22 protein-coding genes are annotated in these 24,126 nt (G+C 63.3%); 12 read left to right on the forward strand and 10 right to left on the reverse strand.

Features of this window, described 5'->3' with window-relative positions; all coding sequences use genetic code 11:
- Window positions 1-20: 20 nt before the first annotated feature.
- From hrcA to CO664_RS01210, 3 genes are all read left to right on the forward strand, one after another.
- Window positions 21-1,091: a heat-inducible transcriptional repressor HrcA gene (gene hrcA, locus CO664_RS01200; RefSeq protein ID WP_097537739.1), complete on the forward strand. Its 1,071-nt coding sequence runs from the start codon at window positions 21-23 to the stop codon at window positions 1,089-1,091.
- A gap of 159 nt (window positions 1,092-1,250) precedes the next feature.
- Complete coding sequence (grpE, locus tag CO664_RS01205) at window positions 1,251-1,877, forward strand: nucleotide exchange factor GrpE (RefSeq protein ID WP_037420822.1); 627 nt, start codon at window positions 1,251-1,253, stop codon at window positions 1,875-1,877.
- A gap of 12 nt (window positions 1,878-1,889) precedes the next feature.
- Window positions 1,890-2,246 carry a hypothetical protein gene (locus tag CO664_RS01210; protein ID WP_097537740.1) on the forward strand — a complete coding sequence of 119 codons (357 nt, stop codon included), beginning with the start codon at window positions 1,890-1,892 and terminating at the stop codon, window positions 2,244-2,246.
- Between the two features lie 124 nt (window positions 2,247-2,370).
- On the opposite strand, the gene CO664_RS01215 is transcribed toward CO664_RS01210, so the two are convergent.
- From CO664_RS01215 to lptC, 8 genes are all read right to left on the reverse strand, one after another.
- On the reverse strand, window positions 2,371-3,606 hold the full coding sequence (locus CO664_RS01215) for a D-arabinono-1,4-lactone oxidase (protein ID WP_097537741.1): 1,236 nt from the start codon (window positions 3,604-3,606) through the stop codon (window positions 2,371-2,373).
- 10 nt (window positions 3,607-3,616) lie between these two features.
- Complete coding sequence (locus CO664_RS01220) at window positions 3,617-4,384, reverse strand: SDR family NAD(P)-dependent oxidoreductase (protein ID WP_097525534.1); 768 nt, start codon at window positions 4,382-4,384, stop codon at window positions 3,617-3,619.
- 203 nt (window positions 4,385-4,587) lie between these two features.
- Entirely contained in the window at window positions 4,588-5,052 is a 465-nt protein-coding gene (gene ptsN, locus CO664_RS01225) for a PTS IIA-like nitrogen regulatory protein PtsN (RefSeq protein ID WP_037420810.1), read from the reverse strand.
- Between the two features lie 171 nt (window positions 5,053-5,223).
- Window positions 5,224-5,796: a ribosome-associated translation inhibitor RaiA gene (raiA, locus tag CO664_RS01230; protein WP_037378109.1), complete on the reverse strand. Its 573-nt coding sequence runs from the start codon at window positions 5,794-5,796 to the stop codon at window positions 5,224-5,226.
- Between the two features lie 189 nt (window positions 5,797-5,985).
- Window positions 5,986-7,548, reverse strand: a complete 1,563-nt coding sequence (gene rpoN / locus CO664_RS01235; RefSeq protein WP_097537742.1) for an RNA polymerase factor sigma-54 — start codon at window positions 7,546-7,548, stop codon at window positions 5,986-5,988.
- Between the two features lie 140 nt (window positions 7,549-7,688).
- Entirely contained in the window at window positions 7,689-8,501 is an 813-nt protein-coding gene (gene lptB / locus CO664_RS01240) for an LPS export ABC transporter ATP-binding protein (protein ID WP_176536527.1), read from the reverse strand.
- Window positions 8,502-8,515: 14 nt separating this feature from the next.
- Window positions 8,516-9,079: an LptA/OstA family protein gene (locus CO664_RS01245; protein ID WP_037420804.1), complete on the reverse strand. Its 564-nt coding sequence runs from the start codon at window positions 9,077-9,079 to the stop codon at window positions 8,516-8,518.
- A gap of 16 nt (window positions 9,080-9,095) precedes the next feature.
- Window positions 9,096-9,764 (reverse strand): LPS export ABC transporter periplasmic protein LptC, encoded by a 669-nt coding sequence (lptC, locus tag CO664_RS01250; protein ID WP_037420801.1) that lies wholly within the window; start codon window positions 9,762-9,764, stop codon window positions 9,096-9,098.
- A gap of 260 nt (window positions 9,765-10,024) precedes the next feature.
- On the opposite strand from lptC, the gene sppA reads away from it, so the two are divergent.
- From sppA to CO664_RS01265, 3 genes are all read left to right on the forward strand, one after another.
- Window positions 10,025-10,984 carry a signal peptide peptidase SppA gene (gene sppA, locus CO664_RS01255; protein ID WP_037420798.1) on the forward strand — a complete coding sequence of 320 codons (960 nt, stop codon included), beginning with the start codon at window positions 10,025-10,027 and terminating at the stop codon, window positions 10,982-10,984.
- Between the two features lie 117 nt (window positions 10,985-11,101).
- Entirely contained in the window at window positions 11,102-11,404 is a 303-nt protein-coding gene (locus CO664_RS01260; protein ID WP_037378120.1) for an integration host factor subunit beta, read from the forward strand.
- Between the two features lie 121 nt (window positions 11,405-11,525).
- Window positions 11,526-11,867, forward strand: coding sequence for a LapA family protein (locus CO664_RS01265; RefSeq protein WP_037420795.1), 342 nt, complete (start codon window positions 11,526-11,528; stop codon window positions 11,865-11,867).
- 22 nt (window positions 11,868-11,889) lie between these two features.
- Here the strand turns inward: CO664_RS01265 and CO664_RS01270 are convergent, their stop codons facing one another.
- The gene (locus CO664_RS01270; protein WP_097525537.1) at window positions 11,890-12,342 is read right to left on the reverse strand and encodes a carbon monoxide dehydrogenase subunit G; all 453 of its coding nucleotides are present in this window, start codon (window positions 12,340-12,342) and stop codon (window positions 11,890-11,892) included.
- A gap of 293 nt (window positions 12,343-12,635) precedes the next feature.
- Between CO664_RS01270 and CO664_RS01280 the strand changes: the two genes are divergently transcribed.
- From CO664_RS01280 to CO664_RS01300, 5 genes are all read left to right on the forward strand, one after another.
- A complete protein-coding gene (locus tag CO664_RS01280) occupies window positions 12,636-13,778 on the forward strand; it encodes a class I SAM-dependent rRNA methyltransferase (RefSeq protein WP_097537743.1) in 1,143 nt (380 codons plus the stop codon).
- Window positions 13,775-14,632, forward strand: coding sequence for an RNA methyltransferase (locus CO664_RS01285; protein ID WP_097537744.1), 858 nt, complete (start codon window positions 13,775-13,777; stop codon window positions 14,630-14,632). Before CO664_RS01280 ends, CO664_RS01285 begins: the two co-directional genes overlap by 4 nt.
- On the forward strand, window positions 14,632-15,132 hold the full coding sequence (gene lspA / locus CO664_RS01290; RefSeq protein WP_097525540.1) for a signal peptidase II: 501 nt from the start codon (window positions 14,632-14,634) through the stop codon (window positions 15,130-15,132). Before CO664_RS01285 ends, lspA begins: the two co-directional genes overlap by 1 nt.
- Before the next feature lie 47 nt (window positions 15,133-15,179).
- On the forward strand, window positions 15,180-17,432 hold the full coding sequence (locus tag CO664_RS01295) for a PAS domain-containing hybrid sensor histidine kinase/response regulator (RefSeq protein ID WP_097537745.1): 2,253 nt from the start codon (window positions 15,180-15,182) through the stop codon (window positions 17,430-17,432).
- Window positions 17,433-17,544: 112 nt separating this feature from the next.
- Window positions 17,545-18,435, forward strand: a complete 891-nt coding sequence (locus CO664_RS01300; RefSeq protein ID WP_097537746.1) for a GNAT family N-acetyltransferase — start codon at window positions 17,545-17,547, stop codon at window positions 18,433-18,435.
- Window positions 18,436-18,829: 394 nt separating this feature from the next.
- Here the strand turns inward: CO664_RS01300 and CO664_RS01305 are convergent, their stop codons facing one another.
- Complete coding sequence (locus CO664_RS01305) at window positions 18,830-21,115, reverse strand: NADP-dependent malic enzyme (protein ID WP_064252534.1); 2,286 nt, start codon at window positions 21,113-21,115, stop codon at window positions 18,830-18,832.
- 102 nt (window positions 21,116-21,217) lie between these two features.
- On the opposite strand from CO664_RS01305, the gene mutS reads away from it, so the two are divergent.
- Window positions 21,218-23,965, forward strand: coding sequence for a DNA mismatch repair protein MutS (gene mutS, locus CO664_RS01310; protein WP_097537747.1), 2,748 nt, complete (start codon window positions 21,218-21,220; stop codon window positions 23,963-23,965).
- The last annotated feature ends 161 nt before the right edge of the window (window positions 23,966-24,126 follow it).

The following is a 24,126-nucleotide window of genomic DNA, read 5'->3' on the forward strand; positions in this document are numbered from 1 at the left end:
GGTTGTTTGCATGGAGTGACATGGTACTGCGCAACCCTCAAAAGCAGGGGATCGCATCGACGCTGGACGAGCGCTCCGGCGAGATCTTCCGCCGCATCGTGGAAACCTATCTGGAAAGCGGCGAGCCGCTCGGTTCACGCAATCTCTCCCGCCTCCTGCCGATGTCGCTGTCGCCCGCCTCGGTGCGTAACGTGATGAGCGATCTCGAGGATCTGGGGCTCATTTATTCGCCGCATGTCAGTGCGGGCCGCTTGCCGACCCAGACAGGCCTGCGCTTCTTCGTCGATGCTTTCATGCAGGTCGGCAACCTTTCCGCCGAGGAGCGGACCTCGATCGAGCGGCAGGTGCGGCGGGACCAACCGGTCGAAAGTCTTCTCACTGAGGCAAGCCAGATGCTTTCCGGCATGTCCCGCGGCGCCGGCCTCGTCATCACCACCAAAAGCGATCCGGTGCTGAAACACGTCGAATTCATCCGGCTCGCGCCAACCAAGGCGCTTGCGGTCCTCGTCGGCGATCACGACCAGGTGGAGAACCGCATCATCGAGCTGCCGGCGGGCGTCACCAGCGCGCAGCTCACCGAGGCGGCGAACTTCGTCAATGCCCATCTTGCCGGGCAGACCATTCCGGAACTGCGCGCCCAGCTCGAAAAGGTCAAGAAGACCGTGCGCGGCGAACTCGACGCGCTGTCGCAGGACCTGGTCGAGCGTGGCCTTGCGATCTGGTCGGGCAGCGAGGGCGACGAGAAGCCGGCGCGCCTGATCGTGCGCGGACGTGCCAACCTGCTCGAGGGCCTGGAAGGAAGCGAGGACATCGAGCGGCTGCGCATGCTGTTCGACGATCTCGAAAAGAAGGACAGCCTGATCGAGCTTCTCAATCTTGCCGAAAGCGGTCCGGGTGTGCGCATCTTCATCGGCTCGGAAAACAAGCTGTTTTCGCTCTCCGGATCGTCGCTGATCGTCGCACCCTATCGCGACAGCGACGACCGGATCGTCGGCGCCGTCGGCGTCATCGGCCCGACGCGGCTCAATTACTCCCGGATCGTGCCCATGGTCGATTACACCGCCCAGCTCATGTCGCGACTGTCGCGCTGAGCGAATCCTTTTGGACGAATAGACCGATTGGACCCTTGATTTTTCGGGCTCAAACCTCGATATCGGCTTCAAATCCAGGCAACAGAACGTTCAAGCAAAGCGACTTCCGCTGGTTTGATGATGCCGAACACGCCAAAGACAAGACATTCGGAGACCGTCATGACCGACGAAACGAACAAGAACGGAGCTGAGGCCGCAGCGCCGGAAGAGGTTGCAAAGGCCGCCGCGCCGGACGCGGTGGAGAAGCCGGAGGCCGAGACTTCTGCCGCTGCGCCGGACCCGCTGGAGCTCGCCAAGGCCGAAAGTGCGGAGCTGCGCGATAAATATCTTCGCCTCGCCGCCGAGATGGACAATCTGCGCCGGCGCACCGAGCGCGAGGTGAAGGACGCCAAGTCTTATTCCGTCGCCGGCTTTGCGCGTGACATGCTGGCCGTCTCCGACAATCTGCGCCGCGCGCTGGAAGCCATTCCGGCCGAAGCAAGGGAATCCGCCGATGCCGGCCTCGCCGCGCTGATCGAAGGCGTCGAGATGACCGAGCGCTCCATGCTGGCGGCGCTCGAGCGCCACGGCGTCAAGCAGCTGGACCCGACCGGCCAGAAATTCGATCCGAACTTCCACCAGGCGATGTTCGAGGTTCCGAACACCGAGGTTCCGAACAACACGGTCGTCCAGGTGGTCCAGGCCGGCTACACGATCGGCGAGCGCGTGTTGCGCCCGGCCATGGTCGGCGTCGCCAAGGGTGGCCCGAAGGTCGCCGCCGCGGAAAGCGAGACGCCTGCCGCCTGAGGGCGGAGGAGGTTGGATCTGACCGACGCAGTCGAAAATGCGCAGAAAGAAATCTGCGCGAAATACGGCACGGCTTACTACCTTTCACCACCAGGGATGAAGGTAGGGATCGCTCTGAACGGCTGGGATGGTAAAACGCCCATAAATGGCTTGCGTCATCCGCCCGAAGGCGACACCACCGGCTGGTATATATGGGCCGGTGAAATGCTATCTGCGGACACGGATTTCTTTAAACCACTGCATGTGCGGCATTTGGCTGGTTGGTATCCTGAGATTCAGAAGTATCTTGCTTTGCCGCCCGGATGGCGATTTCTGATTAGCGGGAATTATGAGGATGTTTGGTACAACGGGTCGTTATTGAGCGTCTGATATTTTGGTGTGCTGCTTGCCCGGGCTCAGTGCCGCAGCTATTCCTCCGACCCGCGTTTGGAGCGACCGCGTAAGGTGAAGCGGCGTTTGACGTTGCTTGCTTGCAAACGACCTCGCAGGGGTCCTACCCAAAAAGCTGCCGGAGATGGTCGTTCAGGAAGCGGCCCTCCGGATCGACCTTCGCCCGTAGCGCCCGGAAATCGCCGGAGCGCGGATAGAGCGCCGTCACGTCTTCGGCGCCCAAGAAGTGCAGCTTGCCCCAATGCGGGCGCGAGCCATATTGGCGCAGGATCGTGTCGACGTCCTTCAGATAGTCCCAATAGTCGGTGCCCGGTTCGCCGGAGACCGAAAGCGTGATCGAATCCTGCTCGAAGAATGGGCTGATCCAGCCGGAATCGCCAGCGGTGAAGCGGTATTCGATCGGGTAGATGCAGGTGGGGTGCTTCTCGAGCATCAGCTGGCGCACAGCGCGGACGGCCTCCTTGCCGTGTGCGACGGGCACCGCATATTCGAGTTCGTGGAAGTTCGGGACATATTCGATCGGGTAGATTTCCGAGGAATAGGCGATCCGCTCGAAGGCCCGGTCCATCGGCGGGCGCTCGGTGATGTCGATCACCTTCATTTCGCAGACATCGGCGGTCTTTTCCGTCGTCGAGACGGATGATGTATCCGGCAGACAGTAGCAATGGCGGCTTTCCGGAACCGGGCACCAGAAGAAGCCGAAATGGCGATGCTTCGCGGCGAGCTCGTCATGCTGCTCCATGCATTCGTCGAAGTCGCAGCGCCACAGCTTTTCATGAAGGTTGTAGCTGTCCATCACCTGAAGGGTGATTTCCGAGATGACGCCGAGCATGCCGACGGAGACGCGGGAGGCCTCCAGGAGATCCGGCGTCGTCTCGTCGACGACGAGGATCGAGCCGTCCGGCTGCACCAGGCGCATGCCGACGATCTGCGACGCCATGTTGCCGAGCGCCGCGCCGGTGCCGTGCGTGCCGGTGGTGAGCGCGCCGGCGAGCGCCTGGCTGTCGATGTCACCCTGGTTGATGAGCGACAGGCCGTTCGATTTCAGCGCCTTGCCGAGCTGGTTGATCGTCGTTCCGGCGCTGACCGATATCCGTTTGCGTGCTTGGTCGATTTGGGTGACGCCCTGCATGCCGGACAGCGTCAGATGCAGGCCGCTCGTCAGCGCGACCGGTGTGAAGGAATGGCCGGAGCCGGCGCAGCGAACGTTGAGACCGGCGGACGTCGCTTCCCGCACCATCTCGGCAAGTTCCGCTTCGCTCTCCGGCACGCCCCTGTGACGGACGATGCAGGACTGATTTCCGACCCAGTTGCGCCAATGACCACCCGCTTGCAGCATGCTTGTCTCCTCAGACGGCCGTGAAACAATTGTCGACGAAGAGATGCGTGCCGTTGACGAAGCTCGCCTCGTCGCTCGCCAGGAACAGCGCGGCATTGGCGACCTCCATCGGATCGCACATCCTCCCCTGCTGGGCGGCGATTGCCGCTTCGGACACATCGACGCCGTGTTTGGTGAGGCCGGCGAGCTCGCGCTTGCCGTGATCGGTGGCGATGAAGCCCGGGCAGACGGCGTTGCAGCGAATGCCGCGGTCGCGAAACTCGACGGCGATCGCCCGGGCGAACATGTGGCAGGCGCCCTTTGTCGTGTCGTAGAGCACCTCCATCGGCGTCGCCGCGACTGCCGAGATCGACGAGGTGCAGACGATGCTGCCGCCGCCGGCGCCGATCATGCCCGGTAGCACCGCCTTGGTCATCAGGAACATGCTCTTCACGTTCACCGCCATCAGCCGGTCCCACTCCGCCTCTTCGGTTTCGAGGAAGGGTCCGACGGCGAGAATGCCGGCATGATTGAAGAGGACGGTGATCGGGCCGAAGGCATCCTCGACGGGGCGGACCGCCGCACTCACGTCGGCCGAGACCGAGACGTCGGCGGCCGCGAACACGGCCTCACCGCCCCGGGCGCGAATGGCGGCTGCAACCTCCTCGCCTTTGCTCTTCGGCAGGTCGACGATGCCGACCTTGGCGCCCTCGCGCGCGAAAAGCTCGGAGGCCGCCAGCCCGCAGCCGCCGGCGCCGCCACTGATCAACGCGACCTTGCCCGAAAGCCTGCCCGTCATGATGTCGTCCTCCCCGCATCGCCGATCGAATGCCGGAGTGGATTATTGTTGACGACGGGGAAGCTGTCGATAGCCCTTTTCGGGTGGGCGAGAGCAGCGGAACGCTTGAATTGTTTGATCAATCCGGACGCGGACGGAAACACGATCGGTCTTCGGTCAGCGAAGTCGCAAGGGAATCCGGGCCGCTCCACTGCGCCCGGTTGTCACGCGGCGTGCGAGGTCGTGTCCTCGTTGAGGAGCATATAGATGGCGCTGGCGGAATCGGTCGCCCGGATGCGCGTCACCATATCATGGTCGCGCAGCACCCGCGCGATGCGCGACAGGGCCTTGAGGTGATCGGCTCCGGCGCCTTCCGGGGCGAGCAGAAGGAAGACGAGGTCCACCGGCTGGTCGTCAAGGGCTTCGAAATCGACCGGCGTCTCGAGCCGCGCGAAGATGCCGACGAGCGAAGAAAGATTGCTGAGCTTTCCGTGCGGGATGGCAATGCCGTTGCCGACGCCGGTCGAGCCGAGGCGTTCGCGCTGCAGGATGACGTCGAAAATCTCCCGTTCCGGCAGACCGGTGAGCTTCGATGCTTTTGCTGCCAATTCCAGAAGGAGTTGCTTTTTCGAGTTGGCCCTCATGGCCGGGATGATCGCATTTTGGTGCAGCAAGCCTGCCAATGCCATTCTTTTATCCTCGTTTGCCGGTCAGAGCCTGACAACTTCAACACAAATTTGCCGCAATGGCTCCAACCATCTTTAGGCTGGTGGGTCGCATTCACAGAAAAGACGAATTTTCCTGGCCCGCCGATCGGAGCGGCGGGGAAGGCCGACCGCGCCGGCATTCCCCGAACCCACTCATCCTTTGATATTGGCGGCGTCGATCCAGCCAATGTTTCCATCATTGCGCCGATAGACGATGTTCAGATCTTCCTTGCCGGGGGTGCGAAACATCAGCACCGGCTCGTCCGTCATGTCGAGCGCCATGACGGCGTTGGCGACGGACATTGTCCTCAATTGCTTCGTGCTTTCGGCGACGATGGTCGGTGCGTAATCATCGGGAACTTCCTCGTCCTCGAAGGGAACCGAGTCCATTACCCTGTAGGCCACCTCGGTAGCATTCTGACCATTGCCGTTGTGATGGTCCTTGAGCTTACGCTTGTAGCGCCGGAGCCTCTTTTCGATGCGCTCCGAAGCCGCGTCGAAGGCCAGCTGTGGTTCATTCGCCTGACCGTTTGCCTGCAAGACCACGCCCGTGTCGAGATGAAGCTTGCAGTCGGCGCTGAAGCGTGAGCCGGATTTTTCCACAGTGACCTGGCTTGAATATCCTCCGTCGAAATATTTGGTTACGGCCTCGCGGACCTGCTCGCCTATGCGCGAGCGAAACGATTCGCCGATTTCCATATGTTTACCGGATACACGCACACTCATGGAGTTTCCTCTCTCGTTCGTGACTTGCGTATCCAGTCTATTCCAAGCGCCTTCGTCATCCAAGCGTTTCAACGAGGGGCGGACGGGGCGCGTGGAGCCGCCGAAGTGGAGTGACTGGCTCGGCATTTCGCGGCGGCCTCATATCGCCTGCGTCGCAGCGAGTCAATTGCAGCCGCAAAAAAACCCCAATCAGAACCCGGCTGCCTTGGCAAGCGCGCGCTTCTCGCGGCGCCGCTGGACCGAGGAGGGGATGTTCATCGCTTCGCGATATTTGGCGACGGTGCGCCGTGCGATGTCGACCCCGGCTTGCTTGAGGACATCGACGATATCGTCGTCAGACAGCACCGCATCGGCGCTTTCCTGACTGATCAACGTGCGGATGCGGTGCCTGACGGATTCCGCCGAATGGGCGTCGCCGTTTTCCGCCGAGCCGATCGACACGGTGAAGAAGTATTTCAGCTCGAAAAGACCCCGCGGGGTCAGCATGTATTTGTTCGAGGTGACGCGGCTCACCGTCGATTCATGCATCTTGATCGCGTCGGCGACGATCCTGAGGTTCAGCGGCCGCAGGTAGTCGACGCCATGGATGAGGAAAGCGTCCTGCTGCCGCACGATCTCGCTCGCGACCTTCATGATCGTCCTGGCGCGCTGGTCGAGACTGCGCGTCAGCCAATTGGCGTTTTGCATGCAATCGCTGAGGAAAGCCTGCTCGGCGCTGTTTTTCCGGCTGTGGCGTGAAACCTCGGCGAAATAGTCGTGATTGACGAGGACCCGCGGCAGCGCGTCAGGGTTAAGCTCGACCAGCCAGCCGCCATCGGGTGCCGAGCGGACGACGACATCGGGTATGATCGCCTCGGTGATGCTGGTCTCGAAGCTTGTCCCCGGCTTCGGATCGAGCTTGCGAATCTCCGCGAGCATGTCGACGAGATCCTCCTCGTCCACCCCGCAGATCTTCTTGAGGTTCGCGAAGTCGCGGCGCGCCAGAAGCTCGAGATTGGCGACAAGCGCCTCCATGGCCGGGTCGAGGCGGTTGCGCAAGCGCAGCTGAATGGCAAGGCATTCGCTGAGCGAGCGCGCGAAGACGCCGGGCGGATCGAACTGCTGCAGGACGAAAAGGACGCGCGTCACGTCCTGCGCGGCCACGCCAAGCCTTGCCGCCGTTTCCCCGATCTCCGCATGCAGATAGCCCGCTTCGTCGAGTTGGTCGATGAGATGCTGGGCAATCAGCCGGTCGCGCGCGGCGGCAAGCGCAAAGGGGATCTGCTCGAGCAGCGTCTCGCGGAGCGTTTTCCGGCCGGCGACGAAATCGTCGAGATCGTATCCTTCGCCATCATCGCCGCCGCCGGCGCCCGGCATCGATTTCCATTGGCCGAGCAGCTCCGGCGCATCCGCGCGCTGCGGAGCCGTATCGTCCTGGAAGACGTTGGCGAAGTCGGCGTCGAGTTCTTCGCTGAGCCTCTCGCCGGTGCTCGACATGGTGCTGTCATAGAGGTCGCTTTGGCTGCCACTCTCCTCCGCCCCGCCGCCCGTCTCGCTGGCAAGGCCTGCCTCGTCGCGTTCGGACCGGTCTGGGCCGGAGCCTGCCTCCTCGGCCGATTGAAACTCCAGCAGCGGGTTCTTTTCGACTTCCTGGGCGATGAATTGGCCGAGTTCGAGATGCGTCATCTGAAGCAGCTGGATCGACTGCATCAGTTGCGGGGTCATGACCAGCGACTGTGACTGTCGCAAATGAAGGCTGGCGGACAAAGCCATGCAGACGCGAAACTCCCGTCAATTCTTCGGGCCGGTCTAGCGTGGACGGGCCATTTCTTAGTTGGCCCAAAAATTGCTTATTACTGGGATTTGGTCAAGCGCCGAGGCGTTGTGAAGCGGTAATTCGCCTGCACGCACGGTTACAGGCTGAAATTGTCGCCGAGATAAAGTCTGCGCACATCCGGATTGGTGACGATGTCATTGGCGCGCCCGTGGGTCAGCACTTCACCGGCATGGATGATATAGGCGCGGTCGATCAGCCCCAGCGTTTCGCGGACGTTGTGATCCGTGATCAGGACGCCGATGCCGCGCGAGGTCAGGTGCCGGACCAGCGCCTGGATATCGGCGACCGAGATCGGATCGACGCCCGCAAAGGGTTCGTCGAGCAGCATGAAGGTCGGGTCGGTTGCAAGGGCGCGGGCGATCTCGAGGCGGCGGCGTTCGCCGCCGGAAAGGGCGATGGCCGGTGATTTGCGCAAATGCGTGATCGAAAATTCGCCAAGCAGGTCGTTGAGCTTGCTTTCGCGCCGCTCGACATTCTTGTCGTGGATTTCGAGCACGGCGCGGATGTTTTCCTCCACCGTCAGCCCACGGAAGATCGAGGCTTCCTGCGGCAGGTAACCGACGCCGAGCCGCGCCCGGCGGTACATGGGCATGGTGGTGACGTCGTTGCCGTTGATCTCGATCGCTCCCTCGTCGACGGGGACCAATCCGGTGATCATGTAGAAGCAGGTCGTCTTGCCGGCGCCGTTCGGCCCAAGCAGACCGACCGCCTCGCCGCGGCGCACGACAAGCGAGACGCCGTTGACGACGCGCCGCGAGCGGTAGGATTTCGTCAGGCCGCGGGCGATCAGCGTGCCGTCATAGCGCGCCTTGTCGACCGTGCGCGCAGCAACGGCTGCCGCCGACGGTTTCTTGACCCGTTTGCGTTTGGGAAGAAAGGGGATCTGCACGTCCGAATCTTGCATCAATTCTGCTTGCGGGACTGCGGATCGAGCTGAATCTGCACGCGGCCGCCGCAGGCCTCGAGCTGGGCTTCGCCCGTATCCATTTGCACATTCAACTGGCAGCCGACGAAGACGTTCTTGCCCTCCGACAGCACGACCTTCTCGCCCTTGAGCACGATCGTCTGGTTGGTCAGGTTGACGAGGCCGGTATCGCCCGTGGCCTGTTGGGCGCCGGAGCTCAAGAACACCTTGTTGCTGACCTCGATCCGGTCGATATCGGCGTTGCCGCTGGTGATCGTCGCGCCTTCGGTCGCCTTGTAGAAGACGGTCATGTTGCCGGCCTGCAGCGTCGTCGTGCCCTGCACGACCTTCACATTGCCGGTGAAGATCGCCTTGCTTTCCGGATCCTTGATCTCGAGCTTGTCGCTCTCGATCTGGATCGGCTGGTCGTTGGAAAGCTGCATGCCCTTCATGCGGCTGGATGTGGCCTGCGCCAAGGCGCCGGAAGCAATGATCAAAGCGCCGAGCCCGGCGGCAGCCAGGGTGGCGGATACCTTAAAAGAAACGGTAGATGTGACCGACATGGGGGTGCACCAGGTCCTATTTGGCGTTCTTGCGGATGGCGCTGGGTTCGACATTGACCCGGACCATGCCTTCGAATGTTACAATACGTCCCTTATCTGTCATTCGCAGCGACTGCGCAATGATCGATCCGCCGTTCATGCTGATGGCAATCGGATGCTTGGTCTCCATTTCGCCGGCGTCGATATCCAGATATGCCGACTGGAAATCGGCATTGACGCCATTATTCATCGAAATAGTGAACGGCGCGTTCATATCGAGCGTATTTCCGCCGCGATCGTAAATGCCGCTCGTCGCGTCGACCGTCGCCACCAAAGTCTCGTTGACCGGCATCTCGGCGTGGATCTTCTCGAGCGTGATGATGTCCGGATTGGCAATGTCCTGCAGCGCCCGCTGGGCTTTCATGGAATAGCTGATATCCTGCCGGTTGCGGCCGGAAATCGCCGGATTCTGCATGACGATCTTGCCGTTTTCGATCGTCGCGGTTTCGAGCTGCAGTTCCTCCGGCAGAAAGGCGCGGATGAAGGAAATGGCCGCGAAGACGAGAGCGATGACGCCGGCCGCGAGCGGCAGGACGATCTTCAGGCGCTTCACCCGCGCGGAGTGTCGCGCCGCCGATGCATAGGCATCCACGGAGCTCGTGCCCGTATCGGCGACGATATCGGGAAAACGCGCTTGGTTCAGCATCAAGAGCCTGTTGGTTCCGTTCGGATCTTGCGATAGCCGCAAGATCCGCATTTACATGCAATGGCGTAGGTCACGGCGAATATGGTTATTTTGTTATCGTCCGGCAATGGAGCGGCAAAAAGTTTGAAGGGACTGCGAAAAACGCGGGCTTTCGACTTTCCTCCGTCGCCAGCCGCGCCTATCTAGCCTGCCACCGCGGGCGCAGATAGCATGTTCCTGAGGAAACTGACAGGACCCGCGCCAAGATTTGGGAGATGCCCATGGACGAACTCGCCGTTGCCGATCGCCGCAGCCTGCGCCGGAAGTTGAGCTTCTGGCGCTGGGCGGCGGCTGCCATCCTCGTTCTGGGCGGTTTCGCGCTCGTTGCCCTTTCGGGCTGGACGGAGGTCAGCGGACGGGCCCGCGAGCACGTTGCCCGCGTGACCGTGACGGGCGTCATCCAGGACGATCGGGAGCTGGTCGAGAGGCTGGAGAGCATTGCCGACAACAATTCCGCCAAGGCTCTGATCGTGACCATATCGTCGCCGGGTGGCACCACCTATGGCGGAGAGGTGCTCTACAAGGCGATCCGCAAAGTCGCAGCCAAGAAGCCGGTGGTCTCCGATGTCAGGACGCTTGCCGCCTCCGCCGGCTACATGATCGCGCTTGCCGGCGACCGCATCGTCGCCGGCGAAACCTCGATCACGGGCTCGATCGGCGTCATCTTCCAGTATCCGCAGGTCAAGGAACTGATGGACAAGGTCGGCGTGTCGCTGGAGTCGATAAAGTCGCGGCCGCTGAAGGCCGAGCCCTCGCCGTTCCACCCGCCCAGCCCCGAGGCAAGGGCGATGATCCAGACGATGATCGACGACAGTTACAACTGGTTCGTCGATCTCGTGGCCGAGCGGCGCAAGCTGCCGCGGCCGGAGGCGCTGGCGCTGGCAGACGGCCGGATCTTCACCGGGCGGCAGGCTCTCAGGGACAAACTCGTCGACACGATCGGTGGCGACGACGAGATCAGGGCATTTCTGGCCGAGCGCAAGGTGTCGAAGGACCTGCCCGTCGTCGATTGGAAGGATCCGGGCGGCTCCTTCCCCTTCGGGCTTTCGACGGTCGTATCCAATTGGCTCAAGCTGTTGGGATATGATGCTTTTCCGGCGATGAACGGGATCGAAAAGATTGGCGGCGACAAGTTGTTTCTTGACGGTCTTGTTTCGGTTTGGCAGGTTGATGCTCAATAAGGAAGGCTAGAAATGCCGCCCTGAGGCGAGATGGGGCCTCACCCATGCTCCGGGCGTCCGGTGAGGCCTTCCAAGCGTCACAAACATTCACAAAAAGCAAAAGACCAGGGGGCGAAAGTGATCAAGTCAGAACTGGTGCAGATTGTGGCCGCGCGCAATCCGCATCTCTATCACCGCGACGTTGAAAATATCGTCAATGCGGTCCTCGATGAGATCACTGACGCACTCGCGGCCGGAAACCGGGTCGAACTGCGCGGTTTCGGTGCCTTCTCGGTGAAGAACCGGCCATCGCGCTCGGGCCGCAATCCGCGCACTGGCGATTCCGTCTTCGTCGAGGAGAAATGGGTGCCGTTCTTCAAGACCGGCAAGGAGCTGCGCGAACGGCTCAATCCAGGTATGAACGGTCAGGATGAAGACTGAGCGAGAGGCGCAGCGACGACAGCGCCGTACGTTTTGAAAGCGGCGGTCGCCCCTCTCATTCCAACAGCGCACCGTGCCTGCCGCAGAGCATTCCGAGCCGGTGCCATAGCCGGAGCGGTGCATGTTCAAGAAAATCGTCAACATCGTCGTGCTCGTACCGCTCGGGGTGATCCTTGTCGCCTTGAGCGTCGCCAACCGACAGACCGTTACATTGTCGCTCAATCCCTTCGATCCGGCCGACAACGTGCTTTCCGTATCCGCGCCGTTTTTCCTCTTCCTATTTCTGGCGGTCGTCCTCGGCCTGTTCCTTGGGGCCGCCGTGGTTTGGTTCAGCCAGGGCAAGTACCGCCGCCGGGCGCGCAACGAGGCCCATGAGGCGCTGAAATGGCATCGCGAGGCTGAAAAGCACCGCAGCGAGGCCGAAAGGTTGGCGCAATCGAGCCTGCCGGCGCCGCAGAACTGACTGGCCGAGATGCGGGCGCGCTTCAGCCCGCCGGCTCGCCGCTGACGGCGAGGTTCAGATTGGCGAAGAACTGCTGCGCGAGCTTCTTGGCCGTCGAATCGATCAGGCGGGAGCCAAGCTGAGCGAGCTTGCCGCCGACTTCGGCCTTGACGTCGTAACGCAGCACCGTTTCGTCACTCGCTTCGGCAAGCATGACATCCGCGCCCCCCTTGGCAAAACCGGCGATGCCGCCCTTTCCCTCACCCGATATCCGGTAGCTTTCGGGCGGATTCAGGTTGGAGAGCATGACCGTGCCGTTGAAGGTCGCCGAAACCGGACCGATCTTGACCTTCACGACGGCCGTGAGTTCCGTCGGCGAGACCGCCTCGATCGCCTGGCAACCGGGAATGCACCGCTTCAAGATCTCGGGGTCGTTCAGGCATTGCCAAACTGCTTCCCGCCGTGCCGCGATCCGCTCCTCTCCGGTAATGTCCATAGAGCTTCCTCCCTTCTACTGTATGTGTCCCTAAATCGACCTCGATTTTAAGGACAAAGACATGCAGCAATTCAAAGTGCTACAGCGACCTTTGCGCGCCTGAGGCGCGCGACGCTGTAGTGAAGTCACCGATCTTCGCAGACCGGAAACGGCTTTGCCAAGAGCATCCGCGATGCTATTGCACGCACTGAGCAAGTCGCGCATCCGTCCGGGCGCGCGGCCAGGGCACATTCCCTCTGCTGGCCGGGCAAAAGGGATGTGCCGGTGATCGAGCGAAATCCAAGGATCAGCGCGTGAAGGAAAAAGATCGGCGATCGAAGAACGCCTCGGTCACGGCGGCCAAGGGACGCGGCGCAGAGGCGCGTGGCGGTCGTCACGAGCAAAGGCATTCTTCGGCAAAGGGCGGTCCTCAGAAGGGCAAGGCCGGCGGGCTGCCGTCGCCAAAGGCGGCGCCGCAGAAATTGCCGCGTTCGGCCGCACAGGAGAGCACGCCGCCGCGCCGCGTGGAGCCGCGGAGCGGCGCGAAGCCGGCCGAGACGGTGCCGCTCATCCTCGAGACGCGGCCGACCGCCGGCTACCACCTGATCGACAGCGGCGACGGCGAGAAGCTGGAACAGTACGGGCTCTATCGTATCGTCCGGCCCGAAGCCCAGGCGCTGTGGCCGAAGGCGCTGCCCTCTGGCGTCTGGGAAAAGGCGGATGCGATCTTCACCGGAGACACCGACGAGGATGGCATGGGCCGTTGGCGTTTCCCGCAGGAAGCGCTCGGGGAAACCTGGCCGATGCAGCTTCTCGACACGGATTTTCTCGGCCGATTCACCTCGTTCCGGCATGTCGGGGTTTTCCCCGAACAGCTTGCCCACTGGTCGTGGATGAAAGACCAGGTCGCGTCGGCCGGCCGGCCGCTGAAGGTGCTCAACCTCTTCGGCTATACCGGCGTCGCCTCGCTGATCGCGGCGAAGGCGGGCGCGGAGGTGACCCATGTCGATGCTTCCAAGAAGGCAATCGGCTGGGCACGCGAGAACCAAGCCATGGCGCGCGCCGAGAAACTGCCGATCCGCTGGATCTGCGACGACGCCATGAAGTTTATCCAGCGCGAGGAGCGACGCGGCAGCCGCTACGACATCATTCTGACCGACCCGCCCAAGTTCGGCCGCGGTCCGAACGGCGAGGTCTGGCAGCTCTTCGACCATCTGGCGGCGATGCTCGACATCTGCCGCGAAATCCTGTCTGAGGATGCTCGCGGCCTGGTGCTCACCGCCTATTCGATCCGCGCCAGCTTCTATTCGATCCACGAGCTCATGCGCGAGACGATGCGCGGGCGCGCCGGCCGGGTGGAATCGGGCGAGCTCATCATCCGCGAGGGCGGTCTCGACGGCACGGCGCCCGGTCGGGCGCTGTCCACCTCCCTCTTCAGCCGCTGGGTACCCAAATGAATTCTGACAGAAGCGATCACGGCACGTCGCGCGTCGGCCAGGTCAAGGAGGTCACCAGCCTCACCAATCCGATCATCAAGGATATCCGCGCGCTCTCCCAGAAGAAGCATCGCGACGAGACGCGCTCCTTCATGGCCGAAGGGCTGAAGCTGGTGATCGATGCGCTCGATCTCGGCTGGAAGATCAAGACGCTCGTCTATGCCAAGGCGGCCAAAGGCAAGCCGCAGGTCGAGCAGATAGCGGCAAAGGCGGTGGCAAAGGGCGGGCTCGTCCTCGAGGTCAGCGAGAAGGTGATCTCGACGATCACCCGCCGCGACAACCCGCAGATGGTGGTCGGCATCTTCGAGCAACGCTACCGGCCGCTGAAGGATATCCGCCCTCAGGAGGGCGAGACCTACGTGGCGCTCGACCGGGTGCGCGATCCCGGCAATCTCGGCACGATCATCCGAACCGCCGACGCCGCCGGAGCGTCCGGCATCATCCTGGTCGGCGAGACCACCGATCCCTTCTCGCTCGAAACGGTGCGCGCAACGATGGGCTCGGTCTTCGCCTTGCCGATCGCGCGGGCCAGTGCCGAGGAGTTCGTCCGCTGGCAGAAGTCGGCCGGCGTCCAGGTGGTGGCGACGCATCTGGCGGGCTCCGTCGACTATCGCACCATAGACTACCGGTCGAAGCCGGTCGTCCTGCTGATGGGCAACGAGCAGGCAGGCCTGCCCGTCGAGCTCGCTCGCGAAGCCGGCGCACTGGCGCGCATTCCGCAAGCGGGCCGGGCCGACTCGCTCAATCTGGCGATTGCCACCGGCATCATGCTGTTCGAGGCGCGCCGCCATCTTCTTTCATTGGATGAGCGCTGATGAGTGAACGCAACACCCTTTTTTCCCGGCCGCTGCCGATCGCGCTTTTCATTCTCGTCGCGCTCGTTGCCGACCAGGCGATCAAGTATCTGGTGGAAGCCTTCCTGCCCTTCCAGGAGGCGGTGTCGGTCATCCCGATGCTCGCGCTCTACCGCACCTATAACTACGGCGTCGCCTTCTCGATGCTCTCCGGCATGGAAGGCTGGTTCATCGTCGGCATTCGTCTCGCCGTCGTCACTTTCGTGCTCTGGCTGTGGCGCCGCACTCCGAAGGACCGCTTCTTCGCCCATCTCGGCTATGCGATGATCATTGCCGGCGCGCTCGGCAACCTCGTCGACCGGCTGCTCTTCGGCTATGTCATCGACTACATCCTGTTCCACACCGCCACCTGGTCCTTCGCCGTCTTCAATCTCGCCGACAGTTTCATCACCGTCGGGGCCGGTGCGATCATTCTGGACGAGCTGTTGCAGGCGAAAAAACCGCGGTCGCTAAAACTTTAGACGTCCGTTGAAGCCATTCGGAAGGCTTGCCATGCCAGGTTGAAGGCATGAGCGAGCTTCCATCGGTCAAGCATCGGAACCAAGCCGGCTCGGGCGCGCGATCCGGAGCGGCTGGAATCACGTTCTCGAAGGCGACTACGCTCGGTGGTGGCTTGCGGCCGGCGATCGGCGGCGAAGCATCCGTCGGGCGACTTCTCCTTGCGCTCGCCGGCCTCGCTGCTGCGGGCGTTCTGCTGGTCGTCGGCGCGCGCGCCGATCTTTATCTGCTGCCGGTCCTTGCGGCCCTCAGTGCCCTTGTTGGCGGCTTTCTGCTGCTCTCCAGCCATGGCACGGCCTCCGGGCAGGTTCCGGAGGCGGGCAGGGCCGCAGCCGATGCGCTGTGTTCCGAGACGGCGAAGCTGCTTTCGACGATCCATGACGCGCTGGGCGACATTGCTCTCGTCCGCGGCATGGACGGCAGGATCGTCCAGGCGAACCGGGTGTTCACGCGAATGTGCGGGCGAGCCGACGTGCGGGGGCTGACCTGCTCCTCGCTGGGCCTCGAGTTCGAAACGCGGCCGGATCCCGACCGTTTCATCGTCCGCTTGGCGACGCCGGCGGGCTTGCGCCTTTTCGATTGGCACGATGTCGTGATCCGCGCCCCGGCAACCGGCCGGCTGATGCGCCACAGCATCGCCCGCGACATAACGGAGGAAGCGCAGGCGGCACGCCGGCGGGAGGAGGCGCGGCAGCGCGCCGAAGAGGCGAGCCAGGCGAAATCGCGGCTGCTTGCGACCGTCACGCATGAGATCCGCACGCCGCTTTCCGGCATTCTCGGCATGAGCCATCTGCTCGCCCAGACGAAACTGTCGGCCGAGCAGCGGAACTATCTTGCCGACATGCAGCAGTCGGGCCACGCCCTGGTGCAACTGGTCGAGGACCTGATCGACTTCTCCTCGCTCTCGGCTGGGCGCTTTCAATTGCATCCGTCCGGGCAAGACCTGCGCCTCGTCATCGAGAACGTCGTGGAGATGCTCTCGCATCGTGCCCATGAGAAAGGCATCGAAATCGGCGCCGCGATCGATGCGAGTGTGCCGCGCGGCGTGGCCTTCGATGCGGCGCGGCTGCGGCAGGTGCTGTTCAACGTTATCGGCAATGCCGTGAAATTCACCGAGACCGGCGGCGTCCTCGTCACGGCCGGCTTCGAAGCGGGGATCGTCCGCATCCGCGTCGACGACAGCGGCCTCGGCATGTCGGCCGACGAACTGGCGCGTGTCTTCGATGAGTTCGAACAGGCCGGCGACGACGCCCAGCGCTCCAAGGGAACGGGTCTCGGTTTGGCGATATCCCGCCGCATCATGGAGGCTTTCGGCGGCAGCCTGACCGCGTCGAGCATCGCGGGAGAGGGAAGCCGCTTCGAAATTCGCTTCCCGGTCGCTGGAGCCGGTTCGGCGGCTCAGCCCCGCCGCGGTGTCCTTGCCGACACCCATGTACTCTTGCTCGCTCCCGACGGTCCTGCTTCGACGGCGCTTGCGGCGACGATCGAGACGCTCGGCGGCAAGTGCCACCGTGCCGGATCCCTCTCGGCCGCCCGCGCTGTCGCAGCCGACGCGCTCGCCGATCGCTTGCCGCTGACGGATATTATCGTCGATCACCGCCATGCGGCGCAGTTGCGCGAACTCCTCTCCCTGGAGCCGGCGCTCGGGCGGCAGCGATTGCGCAAGACCTGCCTGATCAGCCCCGAAGAGCGCAGCAGCCATCCGCTCAGCAGGATGGGCGGCTACGAGGCCTGGCTGATACGCCCCTTGCGGGAGAAATCGCTGGTCGAGGTGTTGCTCGGCCGCATGACGGGCATCGAAAGGCGCGACGGGATCAACGACAACAGGCCGATCCTGAGGGCGGAGCCGCCGAAGGCGGCAACGGTCCGAGATCACGGCCGCCCGGTGCTGCTCGCCGAGGACGATCCGGTGAACGCCCTGATCCTGCGGAAAATGCTCGAAGGAGCCGGGCACGCCGTCCACCCTGTTGGCGATTTCGCCGCGCTCGAGGCCGTGTTGCGAGAGAAGGGTGCCCCGGCGCTCATCGTGACGGACGTCAACATGCCGGGCGGCGACGGTCTTGCCCTGCTGCGGCGCCTTCGCGCAAAGGAAGCGCCCGGAACGGGACGTCGCCTGCCGGTGATCGTTCTGACCTCCGACGTCCGTAGCGATCTTCATCGGCTGTTGCTTGCGGCCGGCGTCGACGCCGTTCTCACAAAGCCGGTCGAACCGCAGCAGTTCCTCAATGAAGTCGCTCGGCTGCTTGGGGTCGGGCAAGCCTAGCCGCCGCGCGGCATTGTCCCGCCTCGGGGTTGTCTTGCGTTTTCGTGTCACTATGTTGTTGCAGAAACGTGGTCTAAGCCCGACGGACACTGACGATTCGGGATGACACGGCATGACGATCGACCTTCTGGATTCGACGAGCGTGGTTGACACTTCACAGGCTTGCGTCCGCAAGACGATTGCGGCACCGGCAACCGATGTTCTCGGCCGTATCGCCAATCTCGAAACGCGCCTTGCCCGTACGGCCGCGGAGATCGATGCGGCGCAGGCGGTACGCTACCGGGTTTTCGTCGAGGAGATGAAGGCGCAGGTGGCGCCCGAAGCAGAACGGCGCAAACGCGATGTCGACGGCTGGGATGCGATCTGCGACCACCTGCTCGTCCTCGACACGTCGATCGAAGGCGATGCCGAGGAGCAGATCGTCGGCACCTATCGCCTGCTGCGCCAGGAGGTTGCCGTGCGCGCGGGCGGCTTCTATTCGGCCTCCGAGTTCGCGATCGGCGATCTTCTCGCCCGGCATCCGGACAAGCGCTTCATGGAACTCGGCCGATCCTGCGTGTTGCCGGAGTACCGGACCAAGCGCACGGTGGAACTGCTCTGGCAGGGCAATTGGGCCTATGCGCTGAGGCACGGCATCGACGCCATGTTCGGCTGCGGTTCGCTTCCGGGCGTGGTTCCGGCGGAGCACGCGTTGGCGCTCTCCTTCCTGCACCACAATATTCTGGCTCGCGACGAATGGGCGGTCGCCGCCCGGCCGGAGCTCTATCGCACGATGGATCTGATGCCGTCCGAGGCGGTCAATCCGAAAAAGGCGCTTGCGGCCCTGCCGCCGCTGATCAAGGGCTATATGCGGCTTGGTGCCATGGTCGGCGACGGTGCCGTGGTCGATCACGCTTTCCGCACGACAGACGTGCTGATCGTTCTGCCGATCAGCAATATTTCCGGTCGCTATCTCAACTACTACGGTGCCGACGCGGGACGTTTTTCTTCATCCGTCTCCTGATCTCCCCATCACGCCGATCGTTCAAGAAGATCATGCTCGGCGAAGCCATGCCTTTTACGTCGCAGTTTAACCGTTAACCACTTATTAAGTGTATGTTTGACTTCTAACATAATGAGACGGAAATATATCCTCGTGGTTGGATCTCAATTTCATTACGAAGCGGTGTAAAAAAGAAGGGGGCAACCGCCGCTGCGGCTGGAGGGAGCCGCGATCGCGGAAAGTTCCGTATTTTTGATGACGTAAGCTGTAGGTTGGCCACAATGTATTGAGCCCACTTCCTTCTCAAGAAGTGGGCTCTTGTTTTATTTGGAGACTTTGTACCGTTACTGTACAGATTCACAAATGCGCTTGACTACGACAAGGTGGGCCGTGCCGAAACGGCGCATCCGCCCCGTCAGGTCCCGGCATTGTAGGCGGCGATTGCGGCCAGGTTAACGATGTCGGAGTCCTTGGCCGACATGGAGACGATCTGCACCGACTTGTCGAAGCCGACGAGCAGCGGGCCGATGACCGTCGAACCGCCCAGCTCCTGGAGCATCTTGGTGGAGATCGAGGCCGAGTGGAAGGCGGGCATCACCAGCACGTTGGCGGTGCCGGAAAGCCGGCAGAACGGATATTGCTCCATCACCCGGTGATTGAGCGCCACGTCGGCGGCCATTTCGCCGTCATATTCGAAGTCGACACGGCGGCGGTCGAGTATCTTCACGGCCTCGCGCACCCGCTCGGAGCGCTCGCCCGACGGATGGCCGAAGGTCGAATAGGCCAGCATCGCGACGCGCGGCACGTAGCCGAGCCGCTTGGCGAGGCCGGCGGCCTCCTCGGCAATATCGGCCAGTTCCTCGGCCGACGGCATGTCGTGCACGGCGGTGTCGGCGACGAGCACGGTGCGGCCGCGGCAGAGCGCGATCGAGACGCCGATCACCCGGTGGCCGGGCTTTGCGTCGATGCAGCGGCGGACGTCCTCGAGCGCCGTCGAATAATTGCGCGTAAGACCGGTGACCATGCCGTCGGCATCGCCAAGCGCGACCATCGAGGCGGCGAAGTGGTTGCGGTCGTTGTTGATCAGCCGCTGCACGTCGCGGAAGAGATATCCCTTGCGCTGCAGGCGGGCATAGAGGAAGTCGGTATAGGCGCCGACACGTTTCGACAGGCGGGCATTGACGATCTGGATGCCCGGTCGGTCGAGATCAATGCCTTCCCGCTCGGCGGTTTCGCGCATCTGCTCCTCGCGTCCGAGCAGGATGGCCGTGCCGAGCTGCTGGTTCGCATAGGCAATGGCCGAGCGCATCATCTGCACTTCCTCGCCCTCGGCGAAGACGATGCGTTTCGGCTGGCGGCGGACGCGCTCGTAGATGCGCTGCAGCGTCGATGCGATCGGATCGCGCCGGGCCGAAAGCTGCTGCCCGTAGGCATTGAGATCGGTTATCGGCTTGCGCGCGACGCCCGTCTCCATGGCTGCCTTCGCGACCGCCATCGGGATCGCTGAGATCAGGCGCGGATCGAAGGGCACCGGAATTATGTACTGCGCTCCGAAGCGCGGCCGGTTGCCCTGGTAGGCGGCGGCGACGTCGTCCGGCACGTCTTCCTTGGCGAGGCTGGCAAGCGCTTCCGCCGCGGCGATCTTCATCGCGTCGTTGATCGTCGAGGCGCGCACGTCGAGCGCGCCGCGGAAGATATAGGGGAAGCCGAGGACATTGTTGACCTGGTTCGGATAATCGGAGCGGCCGGTCGCGACGATTGCATCGTCGCGAATCTGGGCGACCTCTTCCGGGGTGATTTCCGGATCCGGATTGGCCATGGCGAAGATGATCGGCTTCGGAGCGAGCGAGCGCACCATATCGGGTGACAGCGCGCCCTTTGCCGAGAGTCCGAAGAACACGTCGGCGCCCTCGACCGCCTCGGCCAGCGTCCGGCGATCGGTCTCGACCGCATGCGCCGACTTCCACTGGTTCATGCCTTCGGTGCGGCCCTTGAAGATCACGCCCTTGGTGTCGCAGAGGATGATGTTTTGCGGATTGAAGCCCATCGCCTTGATCAGCTCGATGCAAGCGATGGCGGCCGCACCGGCGCCGTTGCAGACGAGCTTGGTCGTCTTGAAGTCGCGCCCGGTCAGCGTCAGCGCATTGATGAGACCGGCGGCGGCGATGATCGCCGTGCCGTGCTGGTCATCATGGAACACCGGAATGTCCATGACCTCGCGCAGTCGTTGCTCGATGATGAAACAATCCGGTGCCTTGATGTCCTCGAGATTGATGCCGCCGAAGGAGGGACCGAGGAAGCGCACGCAGTTGATGAATTCGTCCACATTCTCGGTATCGACCTCGAGGTCGATCGAATCGACATCGGCGAAACGCTTGAAGAGCACCGACTTGCCCTCCATCACCGGCTTCGAGGCAAGCGCCCCCAAATTGCCGAGGCCGAGGATCGCCGTGCCATTCGAAATAACCGCCACCATGTTGCCGCGCGCCGTGTAGTCATAGGCCGTCGCCGGATCCTCGGCGATTGCCTTGACGGGAACGGCGACACCCGGCGAATAGGCGAGCGACAGGTCGCGCTGCGTCGCCATCGGTTTCGTCGGCGAGATCTCCAGCTTGCCGGGACGACCCTGGGAATGGAAGTCGAGTGCTTCCTGTTCAGTCACGCTCGTCCTCGTGCGGTCGGACTTGTCGGTAGCCGGCATGTTTCCTCAACCTCCTGTGGGCGACCCTTTCGATCAGCCTCTTTGTTGTTGTCGTCTATAAATGCTTGCGGATAGTGTGACATCTCTTTTTTTGGAACAATCATGAATTTCATGCCTGACGCATCGAGCCGCACGGGCGACGTCCTTTCCGTGTCCGATCTGGCGAGCGAGGAGAGCCGCTCCACTGCCACGCCGATGATGGAGCAGTTCATCGAGATCAAGGCGAACAATCCGGATTCGCTGTTGTTCTACCGGATGGGCGATTTCTACGAGCTGTTCTTCCAGGATGCGGTGGAAGCCTCGCGCGCGCTTGGCATTACGCTTACCAAACGCGGCCAGCATCTCGGACAAGACATCCCGATGTGCGGGGTGCCGGTGCACGCCGCCGACGACTACCTGCAGAAGCTCATCGCGCTCGGCTTCCGGGTCGCAGTCTGCGAACAGGTGGAGGACCCCGCCGAAGCCAAGAAGCGCGGCAGCAAATCGGTGGTACGCCGCGATGTCGTGCGGCTGGTAACGCCGGGGACGATCACCGAGGACAAGCTGCTCTCGCCTTCGGAAACCAACTATCTGATGGCGCTCGCCCGCATCCGCAGCGGTTCGGATCCGGCCTATGCGCTTGCCTGGATCGACATTTCCACCGGCATTTTCCGTCTTGCCGAGACGGCGGAAAGCCGGCTGCTCGCCGATATTCTGCGCGTCGAGCCGCGCGAGCTGATCCTGCCGGATACCGTCTTCCACGATCCGGAACTGCGCCCGGTCTTCGACGTGCTCGGCCGGGTGGCGGTGCCGCAGCCGGCGGTCCTCTTCGACAGTGCCACGGCGGAAGGCCGGATCGGCCGGTACTACGGCGTAAAGACCCTGGACGGCTTCGGCACCTTCTCGCGCGCCGAACTTGCCGCCGCTTCCGCCGCGATCTCCTATGTCGAGAAGACGCAGCTCGCAGAACGACCGGCGCTCGGCATCCCGGAGCGGGAGAGCGCCGCCTCGACCCTCTTCATCGACCCGGCAACCCGCGCCAATCTGGAACTCGTCAAGACGCTGTCCGGCTCCCGCGACGGTAGCCTGTTGAGAGCCCTCGACCGCACAGTCACCAGCGGCGGCGCGCGGTTGCTCGCCGAGCGGCTGATGTCGCCGCTCACCGACCCGGAGCGGATCAATCACCGTCTCGATTCGATCGAGGTCCTTATCGACCAGCCAAGCTTCGCCATGGACGTCCGCGACGCCTTGCGGCGCGCGCCGGACATGCCGCGGGCCCTTTCTAGGCTCGCGCTCGGCCGCGGCGGCCCGCGCGACCTCGGCGCCATTCAGGCGGGACTTCGGGCCGCGGCGGCGACCTCGGCGCTGCTTGCGGAGGCGCGGCTTTCGTCGGAGCTTACCGAAGCGCAAGCCGCGCTCGCCGCCTTGCCGGCAGCCCTGCTGGAGCGCCTCGATTCAATGCTTGCCGAAGACTTGCCGCTTCTGAAGCGGGACGGCGGCTTCCTGCGCGAAGGGGCAAGCGGCGAACTCGACGAGATGCGGGCGCTGCGCGACCAGTCGCGTCGCGTCATTGCCGGCTTGCAGCTCCAATACTGCGAAGAGACCGGCATCAAGTCGCTGAAGATCAAGCACAACAATGTGCTCGGCTATTTCATCGAGGTGACGGCCGGCAATGCCGGCGCCATGACCGACACCGATGCCGGCCGTGCCTGCTTCATCCATCGCCAGACCATGGCGAATGCGATGCGCTTCACTACCACGGAACTTGCCGAGCTCGAGACGAAGATCGCCAATGCCGCCGATCGGGCGCTGGCGATCGAGCTCGCGGCCTTCGAGGCGATGGCCCGCGAGGTCGTCGCCGAGGCCGACGCGATCAAGGCGGCGGCGCTGGCGCTCGCGACGCTCGACGTCTCGGCGGGGCTTGCCGTGCTTGCCGAGGAGCAGAACTATGCCCGGCCGCTCGTCGATCACTCGCGGATGTTTTCGATCGACGGCGGACGCCACCCGGTCGTCGAGCAGGCGCTCAGGCGCCAGGCGGCCAATCCTTTCGTCGCCAATGGCTGCGACCTGTCGCCTCCGGACGGTCCGGAGGCCGGCGCCATCTGGCTGCTCACCGGTCCGAACATGGGCGGCAAGTCGACCTTCCTGCGCCAGAACGCGCTGATCGCCATCATGGCGCAGATGGGCTCCTTCGTGCCCGCCAACGCTGCCCATATCGGCATTGTCGACCGGCTGTTCTCACGGGTCGGCGCCTCGGACGATCTCGCCCGCGGCCGCTCGACCTTCATGGTCGAGATGGTCGAAACGGCGGCGATCCTCAACCAGGCGACCGACCGCTCGCTCGTCATCCTCGACGAGATCGGCCGCGGCACCGCGACTTTCGACGGCCTGTCGATCGCCTGGGCGGCGGTCGAGCATCTGCACGAGGTCAATCGCTGCCGCGGGCTCTTCGCCACCCATTTCCATGAACTGACGGTGCTGTCGGAAAAGCTCGGGCGGCTCTCCAATGCGACGATGCGGGTCAAGGAATGGGACGGCGACGTGATCTTCCTGCACGAGGTCGGCCCGGGCGCGGCCGACCGATCCTACGGCATTCAGGTCGCCCGCCTTGCCGGGCTTCCCGCCTCCGTCGTCGCGCGGGCGAGGGACGTGCTTGCCAAGCTTGAGGATGCCGACCGCAAGAATCCGGCGAGCCAGTTGATCGACGACCTGCCGCTCTTCCAGGTGGCGGTCAGGCGCGAAGAGGCGGCGAGGGCCTCCGGCCCCTCCAGGGTCGAAGAGGCGCTAAGGGCGCTCAATCCCGACGACATGACGCCGCGCGACGCATTGGATGCGCTCTACGCCTTGAAAAAGGACCTCGCCGGCCGCTGACTTGAGAGGCGCGTCTCGACGCGCCCGGGCCGTTGCGCAGCGCCCCGATTTTCCCTGTCAATCGACCGGCAAAAAGGCTATACAGCGCCGCGTGCCTTTTCACGAGGGCATGCGGTAGTGCTTGAAATGCTGCATGATTCCGGCGCTTGCACATGCAGCGA

This window comes from Sinorhizobium sp. NG07B, assembly GCF_002532005.1.
GTDB classification, from domain to species: domain Bacteria; phylum Pseudomonadota; class Alphaproteobacteria; order Rhizobiales; family Rhizobiaceae; genus Sinorhizobium; species Sinorhizobium fredii_C.